Source organism: Mycobacteroides sp. PCS013, assembly GCF_049532645.1.
GTDB classification, from domain to species: domain Bacteria; phylum Actinomycetota; class Actinomycetes; order Mycobacteriales; family Mycobacteriaceae; genus Mycobacterium; species Mycobacterium gwanakae.
In genome coordinates this window covers 2,639,079-2,655,917 of sequence record NZ_CP150131.1, presented here as the reverse complement: position 1 = coordinate 2,655,917, position 16,839 = coordinate 2,639,079, and the positions used below count along the sequence as shown (strand labels likewise).

At 62.0% G+C, this 16,839-nt stretch carries 23 protein-coding genes; 14 read left to right on the top strand and 9 right to left on the bottom strand.

Annotated features, from left to right (window positions below):
- Window positions 1-3 precede the first annotated feature (3 nt).
- Genes RHO23_RS13070 through RHO23_RS13045 form a run of 6 tightly spaced genes read left to right on the top strand, consistent with a single transcriptional unit; the run spans window position 4 to window position 2,859 of the window.
- Complete coding sequence (locus tag RHO23_RS13070; protein ID WP_423487880.1) at window positions 4-387, top strand: phage tail fiber protein; 384 nt, start codon at window positions 4-6, stop codon at window positions 385-387.
- Window positions 384-530, top strand: a complete 147-nt coding sequence (locus RHO23_RS13065) for a hypothetical protein (protein ID WP_372927890.1) — start codon at window positions 384-386, stop codon at window positions 528-530. Before RHO23_RS13070 ends, RHO23_RS13065 begins: the two co-directional genes overlap by 4 nt.
- The gene (locus RHO23_RS13060; protein WP_372927889.1) at window positions 527-1,183 is read left to right on the top strand and encodes a M15 family metallopeptidase; all 657 of its coding nucleotides are present in this window, start codon (window positions 527-529) and stop codon (window positions 1,181-1,183) included. Before RHO23_RS13065 ends, RHO23_RS13060 begins: the two co-directional genes overlap by 4 nt.
- The gene (locus tag RHO23_RS13055; protein WP_423487879.1) at window positions 1,180-2,355 is read left to right on the top strand and encodes a hypothetical protein; all 1,176 of its coding nucleotides are present in this window, start codon (window positions 1,180-1,182) and stop codon (window positions 2,353-2,355) included. Before RHO23_RS13060 ends, RHO23_RS13055 begins: the two co-directional genes overlap by 4 nt.
- Before the next feature lie 28 nt (window positions 2,356-2,383).
- Window positions 2,384-2,611 (top strand): hypothetical protein, encoded by a 228-nt coding sequence (locus RHO23_RS13050; RefSeq protein ID WP_423487878.1) that lies wholly within the window; start codon window positions 2,384-2,386, stop codon window positions 2,609-2,611.
- On the top strand, window positions 2,608-2,859 hold the full coding sequence (locus RHO23_RS13045; protein ID WP_423487877.1) for a hypothetical protein: 252 nt from the start codon (window positions 2,608-2,610) through the stop codon (window positions 2,857-2,859). Before RHO23_RS13050 ends, RHO23_RS13045 begins: the two co-directional genes overlap by 4 nt.
- Window positions 2,860-2,863: 4 nt before the next feature.
- Here RHO23_RS13045 and RHO23_RS13040 read toward each other — a convergent pair whose 3' ends face one another.
- Both RHO23_RS13040 and RHO23_RS13035 read right to left on the bottom strand, forming a co-directional pair.
- Window positions 2,864-3,262 carry a hypothetical protein gene (locus tag RHO23_RS13040; protein WP_423487876.1) on the bottom strand — a complete coding sequence of 133 codons (399 nt, stop codon included), beginning with the start codon at window positions 3,260-3,262 and terminating at the stop codon, window positions 2,864-2,866.
- Between the two features lie 78 nt (window positions 3,263-3,340).
- On the bottom strand, window positions 3,341-3,592 hold the full coding sequence (locus RHO23_RS13035) for a helix-turn-helix domain-containing protein (RefSeq protein WP_423487875.1): 252 nt from the start codon (window positions 3,590-3,592) through the stop codon (window positions 3,341-3,343).
- A gap of 409 nt (window positions 3,593-4,001) precedes the next feature.
- Here RHO23_RS13035 and RHO23_RS13030 point away from each other — a divergent pair, with 409 nt between their 5' ends.
- The 3 genes from RHO23_RS13030 to RHO23_RS13020 all read left to right on the top strand — a co-directional run bounded on the left by RHO23_RS13030 (window position 4,002) and on the right by RHO23_RS13020 (window position 7,138).
- Window positions 4,002-6,113, top strand: coding sequence for a hypothetical protein (locus tag RHO23_RS13030; RefSeq protein WP_423487874.1), 2,112 nt, complete (start codon window positions 4,002-4,004; stop codon window positions 6,111-6,113).
- A 42-nt stretch (window positions 6,114-6,155) separates the two neighbouring features.
- Window positions 6,156-6,818 (top strand): sensor domain-containing protein, encoded by a 663-nt coding sequence (locus RHO23_RS13025; RefSeq protein WP_423487873.1) that lies wholly within the window; start codon window positions 6,156-6,158, stop codon window positions 6,816-6,818.
- A 122-nt stretch (window positions 6,819-6,940) separates the two neighbouring features.
- Window positions 6,941-7,138, top strand: a complete 198-nt coding sequence (locus tag RHO23_RS13020; RefSeq protein WP_423487872.1) for a hypothetical protein — start codon at window positions 6,941-6,943, stop codon at window positions 7,136-7,138.
- A 7-nt stretch (window positions 7,139-7,145) separates the two neighbouring features.
- Here the strand turns inward: RHO23_RS13020 and RHO23_RS13015 are convergent, their stop codons facing one another.
- Window positions 7,146-7,406, bottom strand: a complete 261-nt coding sequence (locus RHO23_RS13015) for a hypothetical protein (RefSeq protein WP_423487871.1) — start codon at window positions 7,404-7,406, stop codon at window positions 7,146-7,148.
- Window positions 7,407-7,816: 410 nt separating this feature from the next.
- On the opposite strand from RHO23_RS13015, the gene RHO23_RS13010 reads away from it, so the two are divergent.
- Both RHO23_RS13010 and RHO23_RS13005 read left to right on the top strand, forming a co-directional pair.
- Window positions 7,817-8,356 (top strand): hypothetical protein, encoded by a 540-nt coding sequence (locus RHO23_RS13010; protein WP_423487870.1) that lies wholly within the window; start codon window positions 7,817-7,819, stop codon window positions 8,354-8,356.
- Window position 8,357: 1 nt separating this feature from the next.
- On the top strand, window positions 8,358-9,131 hold the full coding sequence (locus tag RHO23_RS13005; protein WP_423487869.1) for a hypothetical protein: 774 nt from the start codon (window positions 8,358-8,360) through the stop codon (window positions 9,129-9,131).
- A 439-nt stretch (window positions 9,132-9,570) separates the two neighbouring features.
- On the opposite strand, the gene RHO23_RS13000 is transcribed toward RHO23_RS13005, so the two are convergent.
- The 6 genes from RHO23_RS13000 to RHO23_RS12975 all read right to left on the bottom strand — a co-directional run bounded on the left by RHO23_RS13000 (window position 9,571) and on the right by RHO23_RS12975 (window position 14,002).
- Window positions 9,571-10,113 carry a hypothetical protein gene (locus RHO23_RS13000; RefSeq protein ID WP_423487868.1) on the bottom strand — a complete coding sequence of 181 codons (543 nt, stop codon included), beginning with the start codon at window positions 10,111-10,113 and terminating at the stop codon, window positions 9,571-9,573.
- Window positions 10,110-10,514, bottom strand: a complete 405-nt coding sequence (locus tag RHO23_RS12995; RefSeq protein WP_233146392.1) for a nuclear transport factor 2 family protein — start codon at window positions 10,512-10,514, stop codon at window positions 10,110-10,112. The genes RHO23_RS13000 and RHO23_RS12995 overlap by 4 nt, the downstream gene beginning before the upstream one ends.
- Before the next feature lie 109 nt (window positions 10,515-10,623).
- Window positions 10,624-12,003, bottom strand: a complete 1,380-nt coding sequence (locus RHO23_RS12990) for a hypothetical protein (protein ID WP_423489231.1) — start codon at window positions 12,001-12,003, stop codon at window positions 10,624-10,626.
- A 285-nt stretch (window positions 12,004-12,288) separates the two neighbouring features.
- Complete coding sequence (locus RHO23_RS12985; protein ID WP_423487867.1) at window positions 12,289-12,798, bottom strand: GNAT family N-acetyltransferase; 510 nt, start codon at window positions 12,796-12,798, stop codon at window positions 12,289-12,291.
- Between the two features lie 114 nt (window positions 12,799-12,912).
- On the bottom strand, window positions 12,913-13,269 hold the full coding sequence (locus tag RHO23_RS12980) for a hypothetical protein (RefSeq protein WP_044105227.1): 357 nt from the start codon (window positions 13,267-13,269) through the stop codon (window positions 12,913-12,915).
- A 91-nt stretch (window positions 13,270-13,360) separates the two neighbouring features.
- The gene (locus tag RHO23_RS12975; RefSeq protein ID WP_423487866.1) at window positions 13,361-14,002 is read right to left on the bottom strand and encodes an O-methyltransferase; all 642 of its coding nucleotides are present in this window, start codon (window positions 14,000-14,002) and stop codon (window positions 13,361-13,363) included.
- 48 nt (window positions 14,003-14,050) lie between these two features.
- Between RHO23_RS12975 and RHO23_RS12970 the strand changes: the two genes are divergently transcribed.
- The 3 genes from RHO23_RS12970 to RHO23_RS12960 all read left to right on the top strand — a co-directional run bounded on the left by RHO23_RS12970 (window position 14,051) and on the right by RHO23_RS12960 (window position 16,836).
- Window positions 14,051-14,677: a TetR/AcrR family transcriptional regulator gene (locus RHO23_RS12970; RefSeq protein ID WP_109421096.1), complete on the top strand. Its 627-nt coding sequence runs from the start codon at window positions 14,051-14,053 to the stop codon at window positions 14,675-14,677.
- A gap of 28 nt (window positions 14,678-14,705) precedes the next feature.
- Window positions 14,706-15,134, top strand: a complete 429-nt coding sequence (locus tag RHO23_RS12965) for a nitroreductase/quinone reductase family protein (RefSeq protein WP_057968159.1) — start codon at window positions 14,706-14,708, stop codon at window positions 15,132-15,134.
- A 121-nt stretch (window positions 15,135-15,255) separates the two neighbouring features.
- Window positions 15,256-16,836, top strand: coding sequence for an LCP family protein (locus RHO23_RS12960; protein ID WP_423487865.1), 1,581 nt, complete (start codon window positions 15,256-15,258; stop codon window positions 16,834-16,836).
- Window positions 16,837-16,839 lie beyond the last annotated feature (3 nt).

Genomic DNA, 16,839 nt, shown 5'->3' with positions numbered 1-16,839 from the left:
ATTATGGCCTGGGGTATGTCGACATATCTGACAAACAAGATTCTCGATCACATCTGCCGCAACGTGGCCTACACACCACCGGCGACCGTGTACGCCAAGATGCACACAGGCGACCCCGGTGCGGCGGGCACGGCCAACGCGTCCTCGGTGGCCACCCGCTACGCTTGCGCCTTCGCCGCAGCGGCGGCCGGATCGATCAGTCAATCGAACACCCCCGAGCACACCCTCGGCGGCACGGAAAGCATTGCCGGGGTGTCGTTCTGGGACCACCCCACGGCCGGGAACTTCCTGTGGTCCTCGCAGGCCGCCGTCTCCAAGTCCGGTGCCAGCGGCGACATCATCCGCATCAACACCGACACCCTCACGCTCGGCCCCTTGGCGACATGACGCTCGCCCAACTCGCCCGCTATGGCGCGTTCTACCTCGCCGTGTTCGCGGGCGGATTCCGTCTCGGCTGGTGGGCATCCGACCAGCTCTCGTCCTACGCACAGGAAATCGACCCACGAATCGAAAGGGATTACACGCGATGAGTTTTCGCACTGTGAACGGCAATACCCATACAGAGGACGGCTGGCGGTGCTGCAATCGGGATGAATGCGACATCGTGCGCATTCCCGAGCTGTACCTCGTGGACACCGCACCGTTGCGCAAGGGCGCCCCGTTGACCATCCTCGGGGCCTGGCTGTACTGGTACGACCGCAACGTCGAAGAGATCACCTCCCCGGTCTGGGGCTGGTCGGCCACCAACGACGTACTGGGAACACCGGGGCGCAACGACGGGTCAAATCACCTGTCGGCCACCGCTGTTGACGTGATGGCCCCCAAATACCCATGGCAGCGATACACGATGGACGCCGCAACTATCGCCAAGGTCCGCAAGGGTCTGGCGCTATTCGAGGGCTCGGTGTTCTGGGGCCGCGACTGGTCGCGGCCCGACGAAATGCACTACCAGATGGCATGGCCCGAGGGCGACGAGCGCAATGAGGCATTCGCGGCCAAGCTGCGCGCCGGATACCTCGGCATCTACGCCCCCGCACAACCCCCAGCGCCCGTGCAGAAGCGTTTCCCGCAAGATCTCACCGACCGCGAGCTGCTGGAGTACATCGCCGAACAACTCGGACCGGGACACCCTGACTGGGCATCGAAGGGCATGACGCTGCGCGACAAGGTGTGGTCCAAGTGATCCGCCTCGGCGACCGCAACGAGGCGGTGCGTCAATGGCGAGCCGTGATGAACGACTGGTTCGGCCCGCTCTACACCCGACTACTGGGTCCGCTGCCGCGCGACACCGACGAATTCGGACCACGGGCTGCCGCATGGGCCAGCGAGTACCAACGGCGTACCGGCCAGATCCCCACCGGCGAAGTCTCCGACGATGACCTGCGCACGTTGGGGATTGCACCCCCGGCCCCGCCCGTCAACCGTCACCTCGGCCTGATGTTCCGGGGCACCGGGGGCATCATCGGCCAGGACTACGTCAGCCGCGTCATGCAGGCGGTCGCCAACTTGGTCGAGGAAGTGCACCCTGAATTCGCCGCCACCATGGGCGGTCTACCAGTCGGTGCCGCGGGTGGTCCCGGTGACATCTCGATGGCCAAAGCCGTCGACATCGCGGTCGCCGACGCCAAACGCATCTTCACCGAGCGCTACCGCGCCAACCCGAACATCAAGGTCGTCATCGGCGGCTACTCAGCCGGCGCGGTCGCGGCGGCCAAGTTCCGCGCCTGGCTGCTCGAGCACTACCCGGACAACTACCTGTGCTCATTCAGTATCGGTGACCCCACCCGCCCGTACGGTGGCAGCTACTACGGTGGCCCGATCCTTGCCGGGCAAGGCATTTCGTCGTGGCGGTTCGGCGATGTCAAGGACTACCGGCACTGCTGGCTCACCGAGCCCGGCGATATGTACGGCAACATCCCGCTCGGTGTCGTCGGGGACATCATGGACGACTGTTTCGACATCGTGACGGCGTTTCAGCTCTCCGATCCACTCGGGGCCGCTGGCGCGATCCTGCCGAAGATCCCCGAGATTGCCACCAAGGCCTTGGGTATCGAACTGCCCGCCGTGTTCGGCGCGCTCTCTGGCGGGCCGGCCGGCATTGCAGCCCTCGGGCTTCCGTTGGTGATGGGCGGGCTACAGGGCCTACTGGGCTGGGGAGATGTCAACAAGCTGACCGGGCCCGCGGCCGCGGCACAGGCCGCGATCATCGCACTGCGATTCGTCACCGCCAATCCGCCAACGGCCCCGCACATCCAGTACGAATTCCGTGAAGTGTGGCCCGGCCAAACCTATCTCGGGCTGGCCATTCAGCACGTCCGCGACTGGTGCGGCCGCACCCCAGCGGTAGCCGCGTAACCACAACCCCCCTCGAAAGGACGAAGCTATGCCCAATCCCGTGCCCCAGAACGACACCACACGCCTGATCGTTTACGCGGTCCTGTTCGTCACGATCTTCGCCGGCACCGTCACCCTGGTAGCGATCGGCAAGATGGAAGCTGGCGACGCGCTGCAATGGCTCATCTCAGGCGCCGGCCTCATCGGCACCGGTATGCCGGGTCTCAAACTCGCCCAGGACATGCGCGGTAGCGGACCGGACGGGCAGGCCGAGTGAGCCCCGACCAGATCCAAGCCGTCGGCGGCGTCATCGTCGCGATCCTCGGCGCCTGGCAAGCCCGCACCTCACGCAAGGTCCGCGACCTGGAAGCACGACTAGCCAGCGTCGAAACCCAACGCGACCAATACCGCACCAAACTGCGCGCCGCGGTCCGTCACATCCGCGCATGGATGGCATGGGCCATGGCCCACGCACCCGGCAAGGCGACGCCGGCTGTCCCAGCGGAGCTGCGCGACGAGGTGTAGCCGCCTACGGGTGAGGTTGGAGACCGCCCCGTCTTGCCCACCAATCGAGCGCCTTGCCTCTGAGCCAGATCGCGGCCATTACCCAGGCCGCCACACCAAGGACCATGTCCCCGCCAGCCAGGATTCGCCGGTAGATGATTTGAGAATCACGGTCATAGCCGACGGCTGGAACGCTGGTCTCAGAACCGGTTAGCAACCGTTCGTGCGCCCTGCCGTAATGCTGGCATCGGTCCCATTGCGTCATCGGTTTGCTGTCACAGGTCCCTGGATGCTCAAGCATGCCCACGCTGACGAACACGAACGTCATGCAAATCGGGATTGCGACCAACATGCGTCGTCTGCTCGCTTGCGCATCCTTGGGGAGCGGCCCGTGCTGTTTACGATCCCAATCGTGCTTGCCCACGCCCGCAGTATTCAGCGAAGTTCATCGATATCGCACTAGCGCCCCCCGCCTCACCGGGTGGGGGGCCTCTTCTTCGTTTCAGTCTCCCGGGTCAGGCGCCGCCTGCGAACTCGGCCGCCGGTATGCCTTCTCGGGTGGGATCGGCACCGGGTTGAGGTTGTTGGGTCCGCCCCGACTGCGTAGCTGTGTGCCCGTAGCGGCGAGCGCGTCGTGGACGTATCCGTACGAGTGGCCATGAGAGGCCGCGATCGTGCGGATGCTGGCGCCCGCCTCGTACTCGGCTTTCATGGCCGCACGTTCGAATGCACGTTGAGCCCCGTGCAGTTTCATCAGATAACCTCACCCCAAGTTGCCGACCTGATGGATGCTAACCATGAGCTGAGGATTCTGTAGCGCGGGGCGGCTCCTCATCAGCTTCGCTGGTATGGCGGGCTCTGTGGCGTACGGGGAACTAGGACGATGAAATCGACTGTTGGTTGACAAGGTAGCTGTCAACTTCTACGGTGCCATTAGGCAGCCTTTTTCGCGGATTCAGCGTTTCCTCACATGAATGAGACCGTGGTACAGGCTCAATAGTGTGACCGGGGGCGATACCAGGATGACTGCAGCGATAGGTTGTCGCCACACATACTGGGCCCGACGCCACACGAGCACCGCTTCGGCAACCTCAGCAACACTTGCTGGCATGTCGGCCTGTCGCAACATCTTCCACACGCTTCCGGAGAGGAAACGCTAGCCGATGGCTGATACCGATAGGGCGAGTTCGGCCCGCCACCACGGCAAAGATGCGGACACGCAGACCTTATCCACCGCGACACCGCCTGCGCCGGAGTTGGCGGGCGTTGCGGCCGGAATTGTCGGGGCGGCGTTGACCGCTGTCGGGGTGTGGGGCTTGCATGTACTCACCCGCGGCGATGGTGTGGCCGCATCGGTGGGGTGGGCGATCTTGCTCGTTCTTGCGTTCACCGCCTTGGGTAAGGGCATCACCTTGCTGCGCCGCGCCTTGGCCCCGTTGTCCGCGGTGGTGTCCGCGTCGGTGGCGGGCATCCCCGAACCGGTGCGCGCCCTAACCGGAATTACCCTTGGCGCCGCAGGCATCTGGTGGGTGATGCGTGGGCACGCCAACACATGGTGGACGCAGATCACCGGCACCAGCACGGGGTGGACACTGACCTCGGGGCTGGTGCAAGTGGCGATCATCGCCGTCGCCGGCGCACTGCTATTTGGCGGCGGTAAAACCCTGGCCACCCTGCTTTTCGCCAATTCCGGTACCCGCCAACATAAGCAGGAAAGCACTCCGGATCGGTGGAGCCTGTGGTGGTCGAGCCACGCGGGCCTGGGTTTGACGCTACTGGCCGGTGCTGGCGCCCTGGTGCTGCTCTCGGGGTATGTGGTGCCACGGGTGTCGGGGTGGCTGACCGGCGAAGACCCGATGGCCGCACTGGCCGCCATCGTTGCCGTCTTGACCGTCGCGTTCCTAGCCAACACCTGGTGGTGGCGTGCGCTATCGGGGTGGTGGAGATGGGCACACACTCCGGGTGGTCCCGGCGGGTCCACCCCGATGGGACAGATCTATGCCGGTGCCGGAGTCCTGGCGCTGATCGTGTTCTCGGCTACCGCTTTCGGAATGGCCACTTTGTCCTCGTATCTTCCCCAAACCGCTGCCGTCGCGTCGGCAGCGCCGTGTCCGCCAGACTGCGGTGGTGGTGGTAACGACGGCGGGCCGCAGGACGGCGGCGCTCAGTTCAGGCCCCCGCAGATGCCGAACCAGATGCCCGACTATCAAGGCGGTATCAACCAGCCTCCGCTAGACCAAAACGGCGGCGTCAGCATCTACAACCCGTCCAGTGGGCAGGCCCCCTCCCAATCCGGTGGTCAGCAGTCCATACAGGAGCCGCCTTTTCAGGCCAACCCGGATGGTTCCTGGCAGGCCCGCAATGGTGAATGGTCCCCGCCTAACTATCAGACCGCCACACCAGGGCTGACTCAAGGCCCCGGGCAGCCCAACCCCGAGTGGCCGGGAAGTCAAGTACCGCAACAGAATCCGCCGGCGCAACCGGCGCAGCAGGCGCCCGCACAGCAACCAGTGCAACAGGCGCCCCAGCAACCCGTGCAACAGGCGCCGCAACAACCCGCTCCACAACAGCCTCAATCGGGCCAGCAGCCACAACCGCAGCAGGTTCAGAAGCAGCCCGAACCGGCGCCACCGCAACAGCCCGATGCCCCGAAAAAGAGTCCCATCGATCCCACAGATCTCGCGGTGGCCGCTACCCGGCGCGGCTCCCAGCAAGCCGGACAACAGGCCGCGCAGCAAGGCACTGCCCAAGCAGTGTCCAAGACCTCCCAGGTCGCCACCCAGATGTCCGGGACTGCCACCAGCATGAGCGGTCCAGCACCCATGGAGCCAACACCATCCCCAAACCCGGGCCCTTTATGGCAACCGAGTCCACAGAACGCTCCCGCTCCTCAAACCGGTACATGGGTCGATCCGCAAACAGGCCAGCTGATATCACATCCTCCATCATTTCAGCCAAGCCCTGCGAACGCCCCGCAAACATCTCCGCCGACACAAAACACCAGCCCAACCCAGGGTCCCACCCAGGCGGAAAAAGACATCCCCGACATGGCAGACAAAACTAAATGGCTGACAGACTGGAACAAGCTGCAAGAGAGAATTCTTGACCACAACGCGAGGCAGCCGGCCACGTATCCCGGCGATGGCCCTGAGAAGGCTGCCTACCAGGCCGAGTACGAGGAGCTGAGTACGGAGTTGTTAGCGCTTAAAACGAATGTCTGGCACATGCAGCTTCCCGATATCCCGATCAAGGACCTACAACGCCCTGGCGGATAGCTCGGAAACAGCAGGTCAGGTGGAGTGTGTCGGGAAACAGTCGTGGAGGAGATTGCCTTGTTGTGTAGATCGCGTAGCAGCGTTGAGAGCATCGGAATACAGAATAAATTAACTTCAGCGCTGGTTGTGGGCATAAGCATTTTCGTTTCGGCATGTTCAGGGCCAACCGCAAAGCCGCAAACGGATATCTCAGCTGATGCGTTGATTGTGAATGTGGATGAGGTGTCTCAGATCGCTGAATTCCAGGGGTTCACGCCAGATCAGAGTACGAGGACCGATGATCCGCAACCAGATCCCCGTGCCGCGCAGGAGTGTAAAGCCGTGTACGACCAAAAGGTTATCTTCGGGGACCGGCTGAAAGAATTCCAGTCGGTGGCGTACGGAGGTACGACGGGAAGTCAGATAAAAGGTGTCGCAGAAGTTATCCAGAACGTTGGTGTATATAGCGACGCGGAGTCCGCACGTTCAGCTTTCGAACGCCTGGCGCCTGCATTACAACGATGCTCAGCCCTGCATATCAAGAATTACGATTTTGAAGTGACGCAACCGAACCCGTCTACAATCGTCCTAACATCTAACTACAAAGTCGGCATTGCATATCGACTAAAGTCGTCTGTGCTGACCAACGTCGTGGTGATCGGTCTGCCGCATACCGATTTGGTCACGCGAAACGTATTAGATGCCATCACAGAGCGGGTTCAGTGAGAGTTGCGTTGTGATAGTAGCCGACCCTGTTTGCCGCGCAGTTTGTACTGCGGTCGGCTTAACTCCCGGCCAGGGGAGCGACACCAGCCGATCCATTTGATAGATGGACTACGGTCTCCCACATGAGCACGTTCAACTTCCGCGCCAGCATCATCGGATTCACACTGCTGACGTTGGCCGTTTTCGCCGGACTGACCCTCGGGTTTCACGGCCTCCAGATGATTCTTGACTGGAGGCCATGGGTCGGCGCGGTTCTGGCAGCACTGGTGCTCGGCCTCACGGTCACGGTCGCGCTCGACGAGCCTCTCGACCGCAGGTAGCTGCCATTCAGCTTCCGGCCAGGAACGCGACCAATCGGTCCACCTTGCCGATCCCCGCGAAGTGCCGGGGCACGCGTCGGCAGTCTTGACCGTCAGCCCAAAGGATTGCGCCAGTGTGCGCGTGCATGATGCTCACCCATGACGGCGTGCCGGGTCGGCGATAGCCGAGCTCGCCATTGTCGCCGCGACGGCTCGACATGGGCGCTGTTGCATGATGCAACATGCCGCCACGTTTTCCCACGTCAGCTCGCGTGAGATCACGTTGCATGGGAGGCAGGATATACCCGCTGAACTGCGAAAATGGATGGCATCCAACGGGTTCAATTCCCGGCAGCTCCACCAGGAAACGCCCTGGTCAGAACTAGAAAATTCTGACCAGGGCGCTTTTTGCATCCACACTCCATCCATAAGACGACCTCCGTCCGTCGTTATTTGGATAGCAACTAGATCGCCACAGCTAACCAGAGCTACACGCCTGGCACTTGCGCAGACCGGGACATCTCCCAGGGAGGGCATCAAACGTTGCAGTGGTCGACCCCGCCAACGGGCCCGCTTGCAGGCGAGGCGTTGAGTCGAAATAACTCGTCGCGTCGCGCCAAGTTATTAGGCTGCGCTATGAACCCTATGTGACGATCTATTGGGTGTAGTCTTGAGGTCTATTGGCCAATAGGAGGCTTCATGGGTGACCCTGAGATCGACGCCATGTCTGCGGTGGCTACGGCGCTGGCGAACCTCGAGGACGACGTGCAGGGGCGGGTACTTCGTTGGGCGGCCGAGCGATACGGCGTGGTTCTAAGTACGTCCACTGATAGACGTCGCGAAGGCGGCGTTGCTGACGATAAAGGCGGCGGGGGGACCGAGGACATTACTGACGAAGAGATCGCCGAGGAAGCTCCGGCATACGAGCACTTCGCGGACCTGTTCGCCAAGGCCCAGCCGAAGACCGACCCTGATAAGGCGCTCGTCGCTGCGTACTGGCTGCAGGCAATCCAGGGGCAGGGCACCTGGCAGTCGGCAGTACTCCAGGCGGAACTCAAGAACCTGGGCCACGCTGTTGGCAACATCACCGAATCGCTGACGAGCAACATGCGGAAGAAGCCGCAGCGAGTCGTCCAATTGCAGAAATCGGGCAATTCCCGGCAGGGGCGTAAGACCTACAAGGTGACGCATGAGGGGCTGGTGTACGTGCAAGGCATGCTGCGCGGCGAGGTCTCTTGATATGAGTCTCGCGCCCGAGGACGCTTTCTCCGTCTTGCCGGCGACCCTGCGCGACGACCTGTTGAACGCATTCAACGAAATCGTCAAGAACTACCGTGAGCGCCGTTGGGAGCCCTCCGAGTTGAATGGCGGCAAGCTGTGCGAGGCCGTCTATACAGTTTGCAAGGGCTGGCTGGACGGCGGCGCATATCCGAAACGTGCGCAGAAACCAACCCGGTTCCCGAACAAATGCTGGGATATGGAGAGCGCCTACCAGCACGTGCCAAATAGCCGGACAGCCCGCATCCTCATCCCTCGGATGATGATGGGCCTTTATGACATCCGGAACAACCGCGGCGTTGGGCACGCTGGCTCTGATGTTGACCCGAACCACATGGACGCCACTGCAGTGCTTTACACGTCCAAGTGGCTCATGGCCGAGTTGGTTCGTCTACTACACACACTCACGACCGAAGAAGCTACCGCGATCGTTGATGGCCTTATTGAGCGCGAGGTTACCTGGGTGTGGACACACGGCGGCAAAAAGCGTGTCCTGCGTAAGGGGCTGACTTGGAAGCAACAAACCCTCGTACTGCTCTTGACCGAGGCGGGCGACGTCGCAGAGTCAGATCTGTTCCGGTGGTTGGAGCACCCTGGCTTGGCGTCGTTCCGGAAGGACGTGTTGAAGCAGCTCCATAAGGACCGGCTGGTCGACTACGACTTGGAAGAGCGCACTGTGCGTCTGCTGCCGCCAGGCGTGACTGCCGCCGAGGGGCTTGTCGCGGCGGAATCATGATGGACTTCTGCCCACGCTCTGCTGCTTTTTGGTGGCGTTAGGGTCATCTCCGTCTCACACAGTCAGCAAACGACATGCTAGTGCTGCTGCGGTGTGGATGGCATCCACACACCCTCCGTCGAGCTGCAGCTTCTCATGTGTTTTCGCGAACTTTGGCGGGGAGATCTGAGCCATTTGTGCTGGTCAGCCTGTGGAAGGTGGCGCGGTTCAAATTCCCGGCAGCTCCACAAAAGAAGACCCCCCGAAATGTTCGGGGGGTCTTCTGCTTTGAGACCTGCGGTAGCGAGTTTGAGACCTGCGGTAGCGAGCGTGTTAGACACCGATTGCTGCCTCTGAGGCGATGGGGAAGGCGCTCGGCTAAGGCCGATCAATTGCCCGCAAATATGTCACCGACGTAGCCGAGAAGTCGTCGCTCCGGAAGACGAGCTGGTACGCCTGGCTATCGGACGGACTCGGTGCAGACGGTGAACCGGCGCACCGGATGCGCGTAGCCGACGCACATGTCGGCGTTTGAGACGCCGAGGATGAGTTTGGTCGCTCGGTATCGGCGGGGTGCCGTCGTGTCGTCGCACGCGACCGCTCTTGTTGCCTCGTCGGCGATACTCAGGCAGCCGGGGTTGGCCCAGTAAATGTCAAGGCAGGCGGTCCATTCCCCGGCGGCAGTATTGCGATAGTAGCGCCGGTCAACGTCACCTACGCAGTCCTTGGGCTCTACAACCCGCTGCACGATGCGATGCGTGGTGTTGGTGGAGTCACATTTCGTAAGCACCATGACCGCGTTGGTGCGCTTGCCAGTGATCCTTGCGCACGAGCCCACGGGAGCGTCTTCTGCGCCTGCGGCCGTGGTGGTTGCAGGGTCGGGGAACTGCCCGGGAATCTTTGCGAAGTTCGGGCCTGCTTCAGCCGGTTCGGGACTTTGACAGCCAGATAGGACGATCACGGACAGGATCGCTCTCATGGCTGCGGTATGCAGCTTGCTCATTTTTCATCGGCCCTGAACGTCTCGACGCTCATGACTTTCCACTGCCCCTTGAGCCGATACATGCTGTAACGCACTCGTGCCCCGGTGTAGTAGTAGACGTCCTCTGGTTTCGCGTTTTTCTGGTCTTCGAATTCGGTGTATACGAATGCGTCGTAAACAAGATCGCCCCGGGCCAGAATGCCGAAATCGGCAATATGCATAGGACCGTGGTCTTCGATCCTGATGGCCATCGTACGGACGTACCCGCCCACGAATTGCGGGTTCAGCTGTTCTTCGGCTGTTCCAGTCGAAAGGGCCTCGATCCGTGAGAGATCGCTCTTGTTCAGCGCGTCAATGTACTGCTCAATCACTGTCCGGACTTCGGCATCGTATTTATCGGACGTGGCGCTGGGATGCTGCATACACAAAACGTAGGTCACCACCGAAGCAATCGCAATCGTCGCAACCCAGGCCAACGCGGCAGCTGCGAGTCGCGTACGCCCTGTGAGTTTTTCCCAAACATGTGACATTTTACGCATACCCCACTGGGGCCAGGCACTGCGTATCTTTGGCGCCCCACACTTCGCCCCAGTACCCTTCCACGAATGCCGTCGCCTCGAAGTTCGTTTTAAAGCGATTCGACTGTCCACCTATCGACGAATTGAGATCCTTGTCGAACGGAATAACATCTCGCTCGTCCTCGGCGGAACCTCCCCAAGTCAGGTCCGGTATGTGTCCATACGCTTTACCTTCAAACGCTTGCTTGCCGTATTTTTCATCCGCACGTTTCTTATCGGCGTCGCGTCGGCTCCCCATGTTTTTGGTTGAACGTTTGGTGACTTTACCGCCCAGACGCTGATTATCGGAGATTAGCTTGTTGCCGCCATCAAGGTAATCCTTCATGCTCTTTTGCATCTCGGGAGATGGATTGGTAACTCCGCGCGGGTAGCAGATCGGGACCTGCCCCTTGCAGTTTGCCGCTCCTGGATCGCAGGAGTCCCTGAAGTTCTCCATCCAGGGATCGAAGAGCTCGTCACAAGCAAATTTCGCGCCGGGGTTAGGGAAAAGCTTGCAGATCGGGTTCTGCGGGCGCTGCTCGGGAAGGCAATCACCACATTCAAGAGGCTGGACCGGTAAACGACCCGGTGAGCGCTCGCCATCTGGCGCTAGAGATCCACCGCCACCCTTGGGGAGCACGATTTTGGCCGCATCCCCGACCTGCTGGGCGACGTCGGCGATCTGCCCGACAGTCTGGGAGATCTGGTCCATCTGCTGCGACATTGCCTGGCAGCGCTGCTGGCGCTGCTGGTCACCCTGATCCTGCTGCTCCTGTTGTTGTTGCTCAGGCTGTTGCTGCTCGGACTGGTTCGGCTGCTGCTGTTGCTGACCCTGCTGGGGAGACTGCTGACCCTGCTGAGGTGAACCCTGTTGCGGGGCTTGGAAATCAGGATTCGGCTTACCGGGCCCCTGAGTGTAGCCAGGTGCCGTGGAGTAGTTGGGGGGCTGGGTGCCGTGCGCGGGCTGATCAGAGCCTTGCTGCGGCAGCTGCCCCTGCTGACCTGGAACTTGTTGTGGCGCTTGTGGATTACCTGAGTTGTAGATGGAGATGCCAGAGTTCTGATCCAGGGGCGGTTGGTTAATACTGCCCTGGTAATCGGGCATCTGAGGCGGCAGTCCAGGCGGTTGGAACTGGCTGCCATCCATTCCGCCGGGACCGCCGGGGCCCCCGGTTGGTCCAGTGGGGTCGGCGCCGACTGTGGCGATGGTCGAGAACCCGCTGCCAGGTGTCGTGTGATTGGTCGCCACCTGTGTGCCGGCGGCACCCACCGCTAAGGCTGCTACCGCAACCAGCGCGGTGCGCACCCGCTGGTGTGCGAGCTTAACCCCAGGCTGTGCTTTCTGTTGTTGCAGAATTCGGCGCCAGCTCGCTCGATGATGATTGCCTTGATCTTGCTTATCTCCACCCACAGGGAACACCCTAGATCACTTTGAACTGGGATAGAACATGGAATGGGAAACTTCATTAAAACTTTGCGGATAGGTGGACCGCCACCTGTTGAAAGGTAACTAGCGGCCGACGTGTTTCTACTGGGGTGAGCCCATCGCCTACGGGCCCCGCCACCCCAGCTGTCGTTCACCATCGGCCTCGTCATTCCACTAGCTACGGGCCGACCCGCACACGCTGGGGTTGACCTGTCAGACGCCGAACGCCGCCGGGTAGACGATCTGGCCGCGCGGCGTTTCGCGCTGCGGGTCTAACGCCAGCGCGAGGAACGTGTCATCGGTGACGTCGAAGTCCGCGCTGACACCGAAGGCCGATGCCGGTGTGAATCCGAATCGCGGGTAGTAGAGGGCATGCCCGAGCACCACGATCAGGTTCTCGCCGAGACTGCGTGCGCGCTCGAGGCCGGCGCGAATGGCCGCCGAACCTGCCCCGGTGCGCTGACACCGTGGCAGCACCGCGCACGGCCCCAGGGCCAGTGCGGGTCCTGCGCCCACGGTGCACCGGGTGAGCAGTGAATGGGCCACGATTTCACCCTCGGCGTCGACACTCACGGTGGACAGACCGTCGATCCATGCCGCCGGATCCGCGCGCAACGCATCAACCAAGTCGGCCTCGTCATGGGCAGGGAAGGCCGCGATATTGACCGCACGTATCGCCGAAACATCCTCGGGAAGCTCGGCGCGGGTGGTCCACGTCGTCACGACAGAAATCCTCTATCCGGAGACTAGTCAGCTACCTTGCGGCACTGATGATTTCAGGCATGCTACGTCTCCGGGACGGATGACGCATCCCATTATTTGCCAATCGCCACTAGTTCATTTCGCGGCGCGTTTGCACGCCACCGTGATGTACGCGATCTGGTGGTCAACATCGTGGCTCCACGTGACGCCTCCGCGGGTTCCGGCTCCGTCTCCAACGCCGCCACCGGCCTTGGTCTGGGTGGTGGTATCGGCCCACACCGCCGGGCCAATCCGGGTGCCGACCACCGAGCCGGCGTCCAAGGCGCAGTTGCCGATTCGTTCGTACTGAACTTTATAGCCCTGCGATTGCAGCTGGGCACCGAGTTCGCTGGGTGTCTGTGGGGATTTGGGTCCCGCGGAAGCGGGCGCCGCAGACAGCAATGCGAGCGAAGTACATGCCACTGCCGACAGGCCGAGGGTAGATTTGAACATGCCACACCTTCCTGGAGTGGTTCTGAAGGCGTTGGCGGCGGGAGACTTTGGCGAGACGACCGCCGCCAACGCTTTGGGTGAGATTGCACCGTTACGCACAACGGCAGCTGAGCTCCATGCATTCCCCGATGGGTGAGGCCACACTCACATAGCCGTTCTCTGGGGTACGGATGTACTCCAAATATGGCTTGCTGCTTTCAAATCCGACGTTGTCGGCGATGACGAGCGCGCCGGGTGCCAGCTTGTCCTCGAGGAGCTTGAGAATCGGCAGGTCGAGGTCCGGCCAGCCGTCAAGCAGCAGAAATTCGATGGGCCCCTCAACCGTCTTCAGCGTCTCGCGGGCGTCGCCCTCCAGGATGGTGATCAGATCGGACACCCCAGCCTCGGCGAAGGTCGCGCGGGAAGCCGCGATCTTCGTGGTGTTCATCTCGGTGGTGATGATGCGTCCAAAACCGTTATCGCGAACAGCGGCGGCCGAATGCAGGGTGGAGATGCCGTACGACAGGCCGTACTTGACGATCGTCTTCGGCTTGGCCGCGCGGACCAGGCTGTAGAGCAGCCGTCCGGCATCGGGCGCGATGGGGACGTAGGTGTTCTGGAACAGCTCGACGCGCTCCTCGACAGACTTTCTATGGAAGGTGTCCCGGTCGACGGGGGGCGCATCATGCGACGCGTTCTCGAAGAGCCGGTCCACGATCGTGGCGAATTCGGGTTCATGAAGTGTTGTTGTCATGGCTTTAGAATAGACGCAACGTCTCGTCTAGTCTAGGGTGATGATTCGATGAATGCTGTGAATGAGACGGCGAAGGCCCGCGAGTCCGACGAGGCGCGCCGTCATTACGGAAACCGGCATGGCCGCAGCGAGACCGCACGCGAAGCCGTCATCCACGCTGCCGATGATCTGCTGGTCGCCAAGGGCTATGCCGGAGTCACCATGGAGGGCATCGCCAAGGCTGCCGGAGTGGCCAAGCAGACCGTCTATCGATGGTGGAACTCGAAGGCGGACGTGTTGATGGACGTCTTTCTGGAAGATGCCGCTTTCCAGCTCGATCCACCAGACCTCGGCGGCCTCGAAGCCGACCTGCGGCACCACTTGGCCACCACCGCACAATTTCTCACCACCGACGACGCCGGTGCGGTGTTCCGGGCCTTGATTGGCCAGTCGCAGCATGACCCGCAACTCGCCGATGCGTTCCGCGCCCGCTATCTACGCGAGCAGCAGGCGCGCGACCAGATTCCGATCGCGCGCGCCGTGCGCCGAGGGGAGCTGCCGGCCGATGCGGATGTTGCTGGTCTGGCCGAACGGTTGGTGGCGCCGTTGTACTACCGCGTCATCGTGACGGGTGAGTCCGTCGACGGCGGGTTCGTCGACAGAATTGTCAAAGATTTCTTGCGACAATCGGAATAGTGTCAGTCCAGTTGACATTGAACCTGTCATGACCGAGACAACCCCCAATGATTTCCACGCCAATGTCATGACCGAGATCCGCGAAACCGGCGGTGCCGGTGGCTTCTTTGCGCAATTCGACATGTTGATCCTGCATACCGTGGGTGCCAAGTCGGGCGAGCCCCGTCAGAACCCGATGGCCTATCAGCCGGGCGGCGAGGGTGGCGAGATCTACGTATTCGCCTCCAACAATGGGCGGGAGAACAGCTCCGGTTGGTACTACAACGCGCTGGCTCACCCGGATCAGGTATCGGTGGAGATCGGCGACGACCACTACCCGGTGGCGGTGCGTGACGTGGTGGGTGAGGAGCGCGACCGGATTTACGGGCTCCAGGCTGAGCGCTTTGAGAACTTCGCCGAGTATGAACGCAAGACCACCCGCGTCATCCCGGTCTTGGGGCTCACGCGCGCGGATTAGCGAGCGGCCCTGGCAAATTCACACCTACCTCACAGTCGAACGTTGAGGGAGGACTCGCCGAAGAGGTCGGTGCGCGCTTGCCCCGTTTTGGCCGGATTGTCCAGAACAATGGTCAATCGTTATGGGCGATCTACAAACTGGGCAGGCGCAGCGCTGGGTGCTGCAGAAGGGCCGGCTGGTCGCCGGTATCGCTGCGGCATTTGTCATGGCCATCACGGGTTTTGGCTGGGCCGGGTACAACACGACGGTCGGGCAGATCATCACCTCGCACGTGTTGCCCGGAGTGCTGACACCTGCCGGGCAGGATCAGAACATCTTGCTTATGGGCCTGGATAGTCGGCTCGACCAAAATGGCCAGCCGCTGCCGCAGGAGATGTACGACGCGCTGCACGCCGGTGACGAGACGTCCGGTGGATACAACGCCAATGTGCTGATTGTGGTTCACATCCCGGGCGATGGTGGCCCCATGACGGCGGTGTCGATCCCGCGTGACGACTACGTGGATTTGGCGGGCTGCCCCGGGTCGGTGTGTAAGGGCAAGGTCAAGCAGGCGTACGGATTCGCCTACCAGCAGGCGCTGGACCGGCAGGCCAGCGGCGGCTCCGATGTGGCGGGCGCCAACGATCTGACCGCGCGCGAGCAGGCCGCCCGCGAGGCAGGGCGCAAGGCCCAGATCGACACGGTGAGCAACTTTCTGGGTGTGCCGATCGATCATTTCGTGGAGGTGACCCTTGCCGCGTTCTTCCAGATCGCCAAGGCGGTGCAGCCCATCACCGTGTGCCTGAACCACGACACGATCGACGAGTTCTCCGGGGCCAACTTCCACGAGGGCGTTCAGCAGATCGACGCATCCCAGGCGATGGCCTTCGTCAGGCAACGACGGGACGAAAACGACGGCTCGTTTACGGACATGGACCGCACCAGGCGCCAGCAGGCCTTCCTCGTGTCGCTGTTGACCGCGGTTCGCAAGGGCGGGGTGATGTCCAATCCCGCTGCGATACGCAACATTCTGAACGTCGCACACGAGAACGTCGCGATCGACTCCGGGCTCAACCTCGTCGACTTCGCAGCGCGCGCCTCTCAACTGACCAAGAGGCCGATGTCTTTCTACACGCTGCCCATCTCTGACTTCGGCCACGATGCCAACGGTTCGGACGTCAACATCGTCGATCTGCCCACGATCCGGCAGATCGTGCATGACCGCTTCTCCGCCGATATCCCTCCCGCGCCGCCCGCTGCGGCCGCGCCGCCGACGGCAGTTTCTCTGTCGGCGCCCGTAGTGCTCAACGTTGTCAATGCGACGGACCGGGATGGGCTGGGTGCAGCGATCGAAGATGCCTTTACCGCCCGGGGATTCACGCGTGGTCGGGCGACGACGGCAGAGTCCATGTCGACCGAGAGCTCGATCATGTACGGCTCGGATGCCCAGGAGGGCGCGCAGGCGCTCGCCGATCAACTGCACCTGCCGATGACGGAATCCGGTGCGATTGCACCCGGGACGGTCCAGTTGACGGTGGGCTCGCAGTTTCCTGCGGACGACTACATCGCGCACCACAGTGCCGGTAAGAAGGCCGATTCGTCGGCGGAGGCCAATTCCAGCGACGTGATGACCGCAGTGGCGGCAACGGGAACCGGTGTTCAGGCGCCGGCGCCGACCGACTTGAGCCAGATGGGTGCCGACGGCGTCGCGTGCGTCAAGTGAGCT

Bases quoted from the DNA above. Each gene is read 5' to 3' on its own strand.
- RHO23_RS13070 (WP_423487880.1), top strand. From the start codon at position 4: ATGGCCTGGGGTATGTCGACATATCTGACAAACAAGATTCTCGATCAC.
- RHO23_RS13030 (WP_423487874.1), top strand. From the start codon at position 4,002: ATGGCTGATACCGATAGGGCGAGTTCGGCCCGCCACCACGGCAAAGAT.
- RHO23_RS12980 (WP_044105227.1), bottom strand. From the start codon at position 13,269: ATGTTCAAATCTACCCTCGGCCTGTCGGCAGTGGCATGTACTTCGCTC.
- RHO23_RS13000 (WP_423487868.1), bottom strand. From the start codon at position 10,113: ATGAGCAAGCTGCATACCGCAGCCATGAGAGCGATCCTGTCCGTGATC.
- RHO23_RS12960 (WP_423487865.1), top strand. From the start codon at position 15,256: ATGGGCGATCTACAAACTGGGCAGGCGCAGCGCTGGGTGCTGCAGAAG.
- RHO23_RS13015 (WP_423487871.1), bottom strand. From the start codon at position 7,406: ATGCAACGTGATCTCACGCGAGCTGACGTGGGAAAACGTGGCGGCATG.
- RHO23_RS12995 (WP_233146392.1), bottom strand. From the start codon at position 10,514: ATGCAGCATCCCAGCGCCACGTCCGATAAATACGATGCCGAAGTCCGG.
- RHO23_RS12965 (WP_057968159.1), top strand. From the start codon at position 14,706: ATGACCGAGACAACCCCCAATGATTTCCACGCCAATGTCATGACCGAG.
- RHO23_RS13060 (WP_372927889.1), top strand. From the start codon at position 527: ATGAGTTTTCGCACTGTGAACGGCAATACCCATACAGAGGACGGCTGG.
- RHO23_RS12970 (WP_109421096.1), top strand. From the start codon at position 14,051: ATGAATGCTGTGAATGAGACGGCGAAGGCCCGCGAGTCCGACGAGGCG.
- RHO23_RS13020 (WP_423487872.1), top strand. From the start codon at position 6,941: ATGAGCACGTTCAACTTCCGCGCCAGCATCATCGGATTCACACTGCTG.
- RHO23_RS13050 (WP_423487878.1), top strand. From the start codon at position 2,384: ATGCCCAATCCCGTGCCCCAGAACGACACCACACGCCTGATCGTTTAC.
- RHO23_RS12975 (WP_423487866.1), bottom strand. From the start codon at position 14,002: ATGACAACAACACTTCATGAACCCGAATTCGCCACGATCGTGGACCGG.
- RHO23_RS13065 (WP_372927890.1), top strand. From the start codon at position 384: ATGACGCTCGCCCAACTCGCCCGCTATGGCGCGTTCTACCTCGCCGTG.
- RHO23_RS13010 (WP_423487870.1), top strand. From the start codon at position 7,817: ATGGGTGACCCTGAGATCGACGCCATGTCTGCGGTGGCTACGGCGCTG.
- RHO23_RS13005 (WP_423487869.1), top strand. From the start codon at position 8,358: ATGAGTCTCGCGCCCGAGGACGCTTTCTCCGTCTTGCCGGCGACCCTG.
- RHO23_RS13035 (WP_423487875.1), bottom strand. From the start codon at position 3,592: ATGAAACTGCACGGGGCTCAACGTGCATTCGAACGTGCGGCCATGAAA.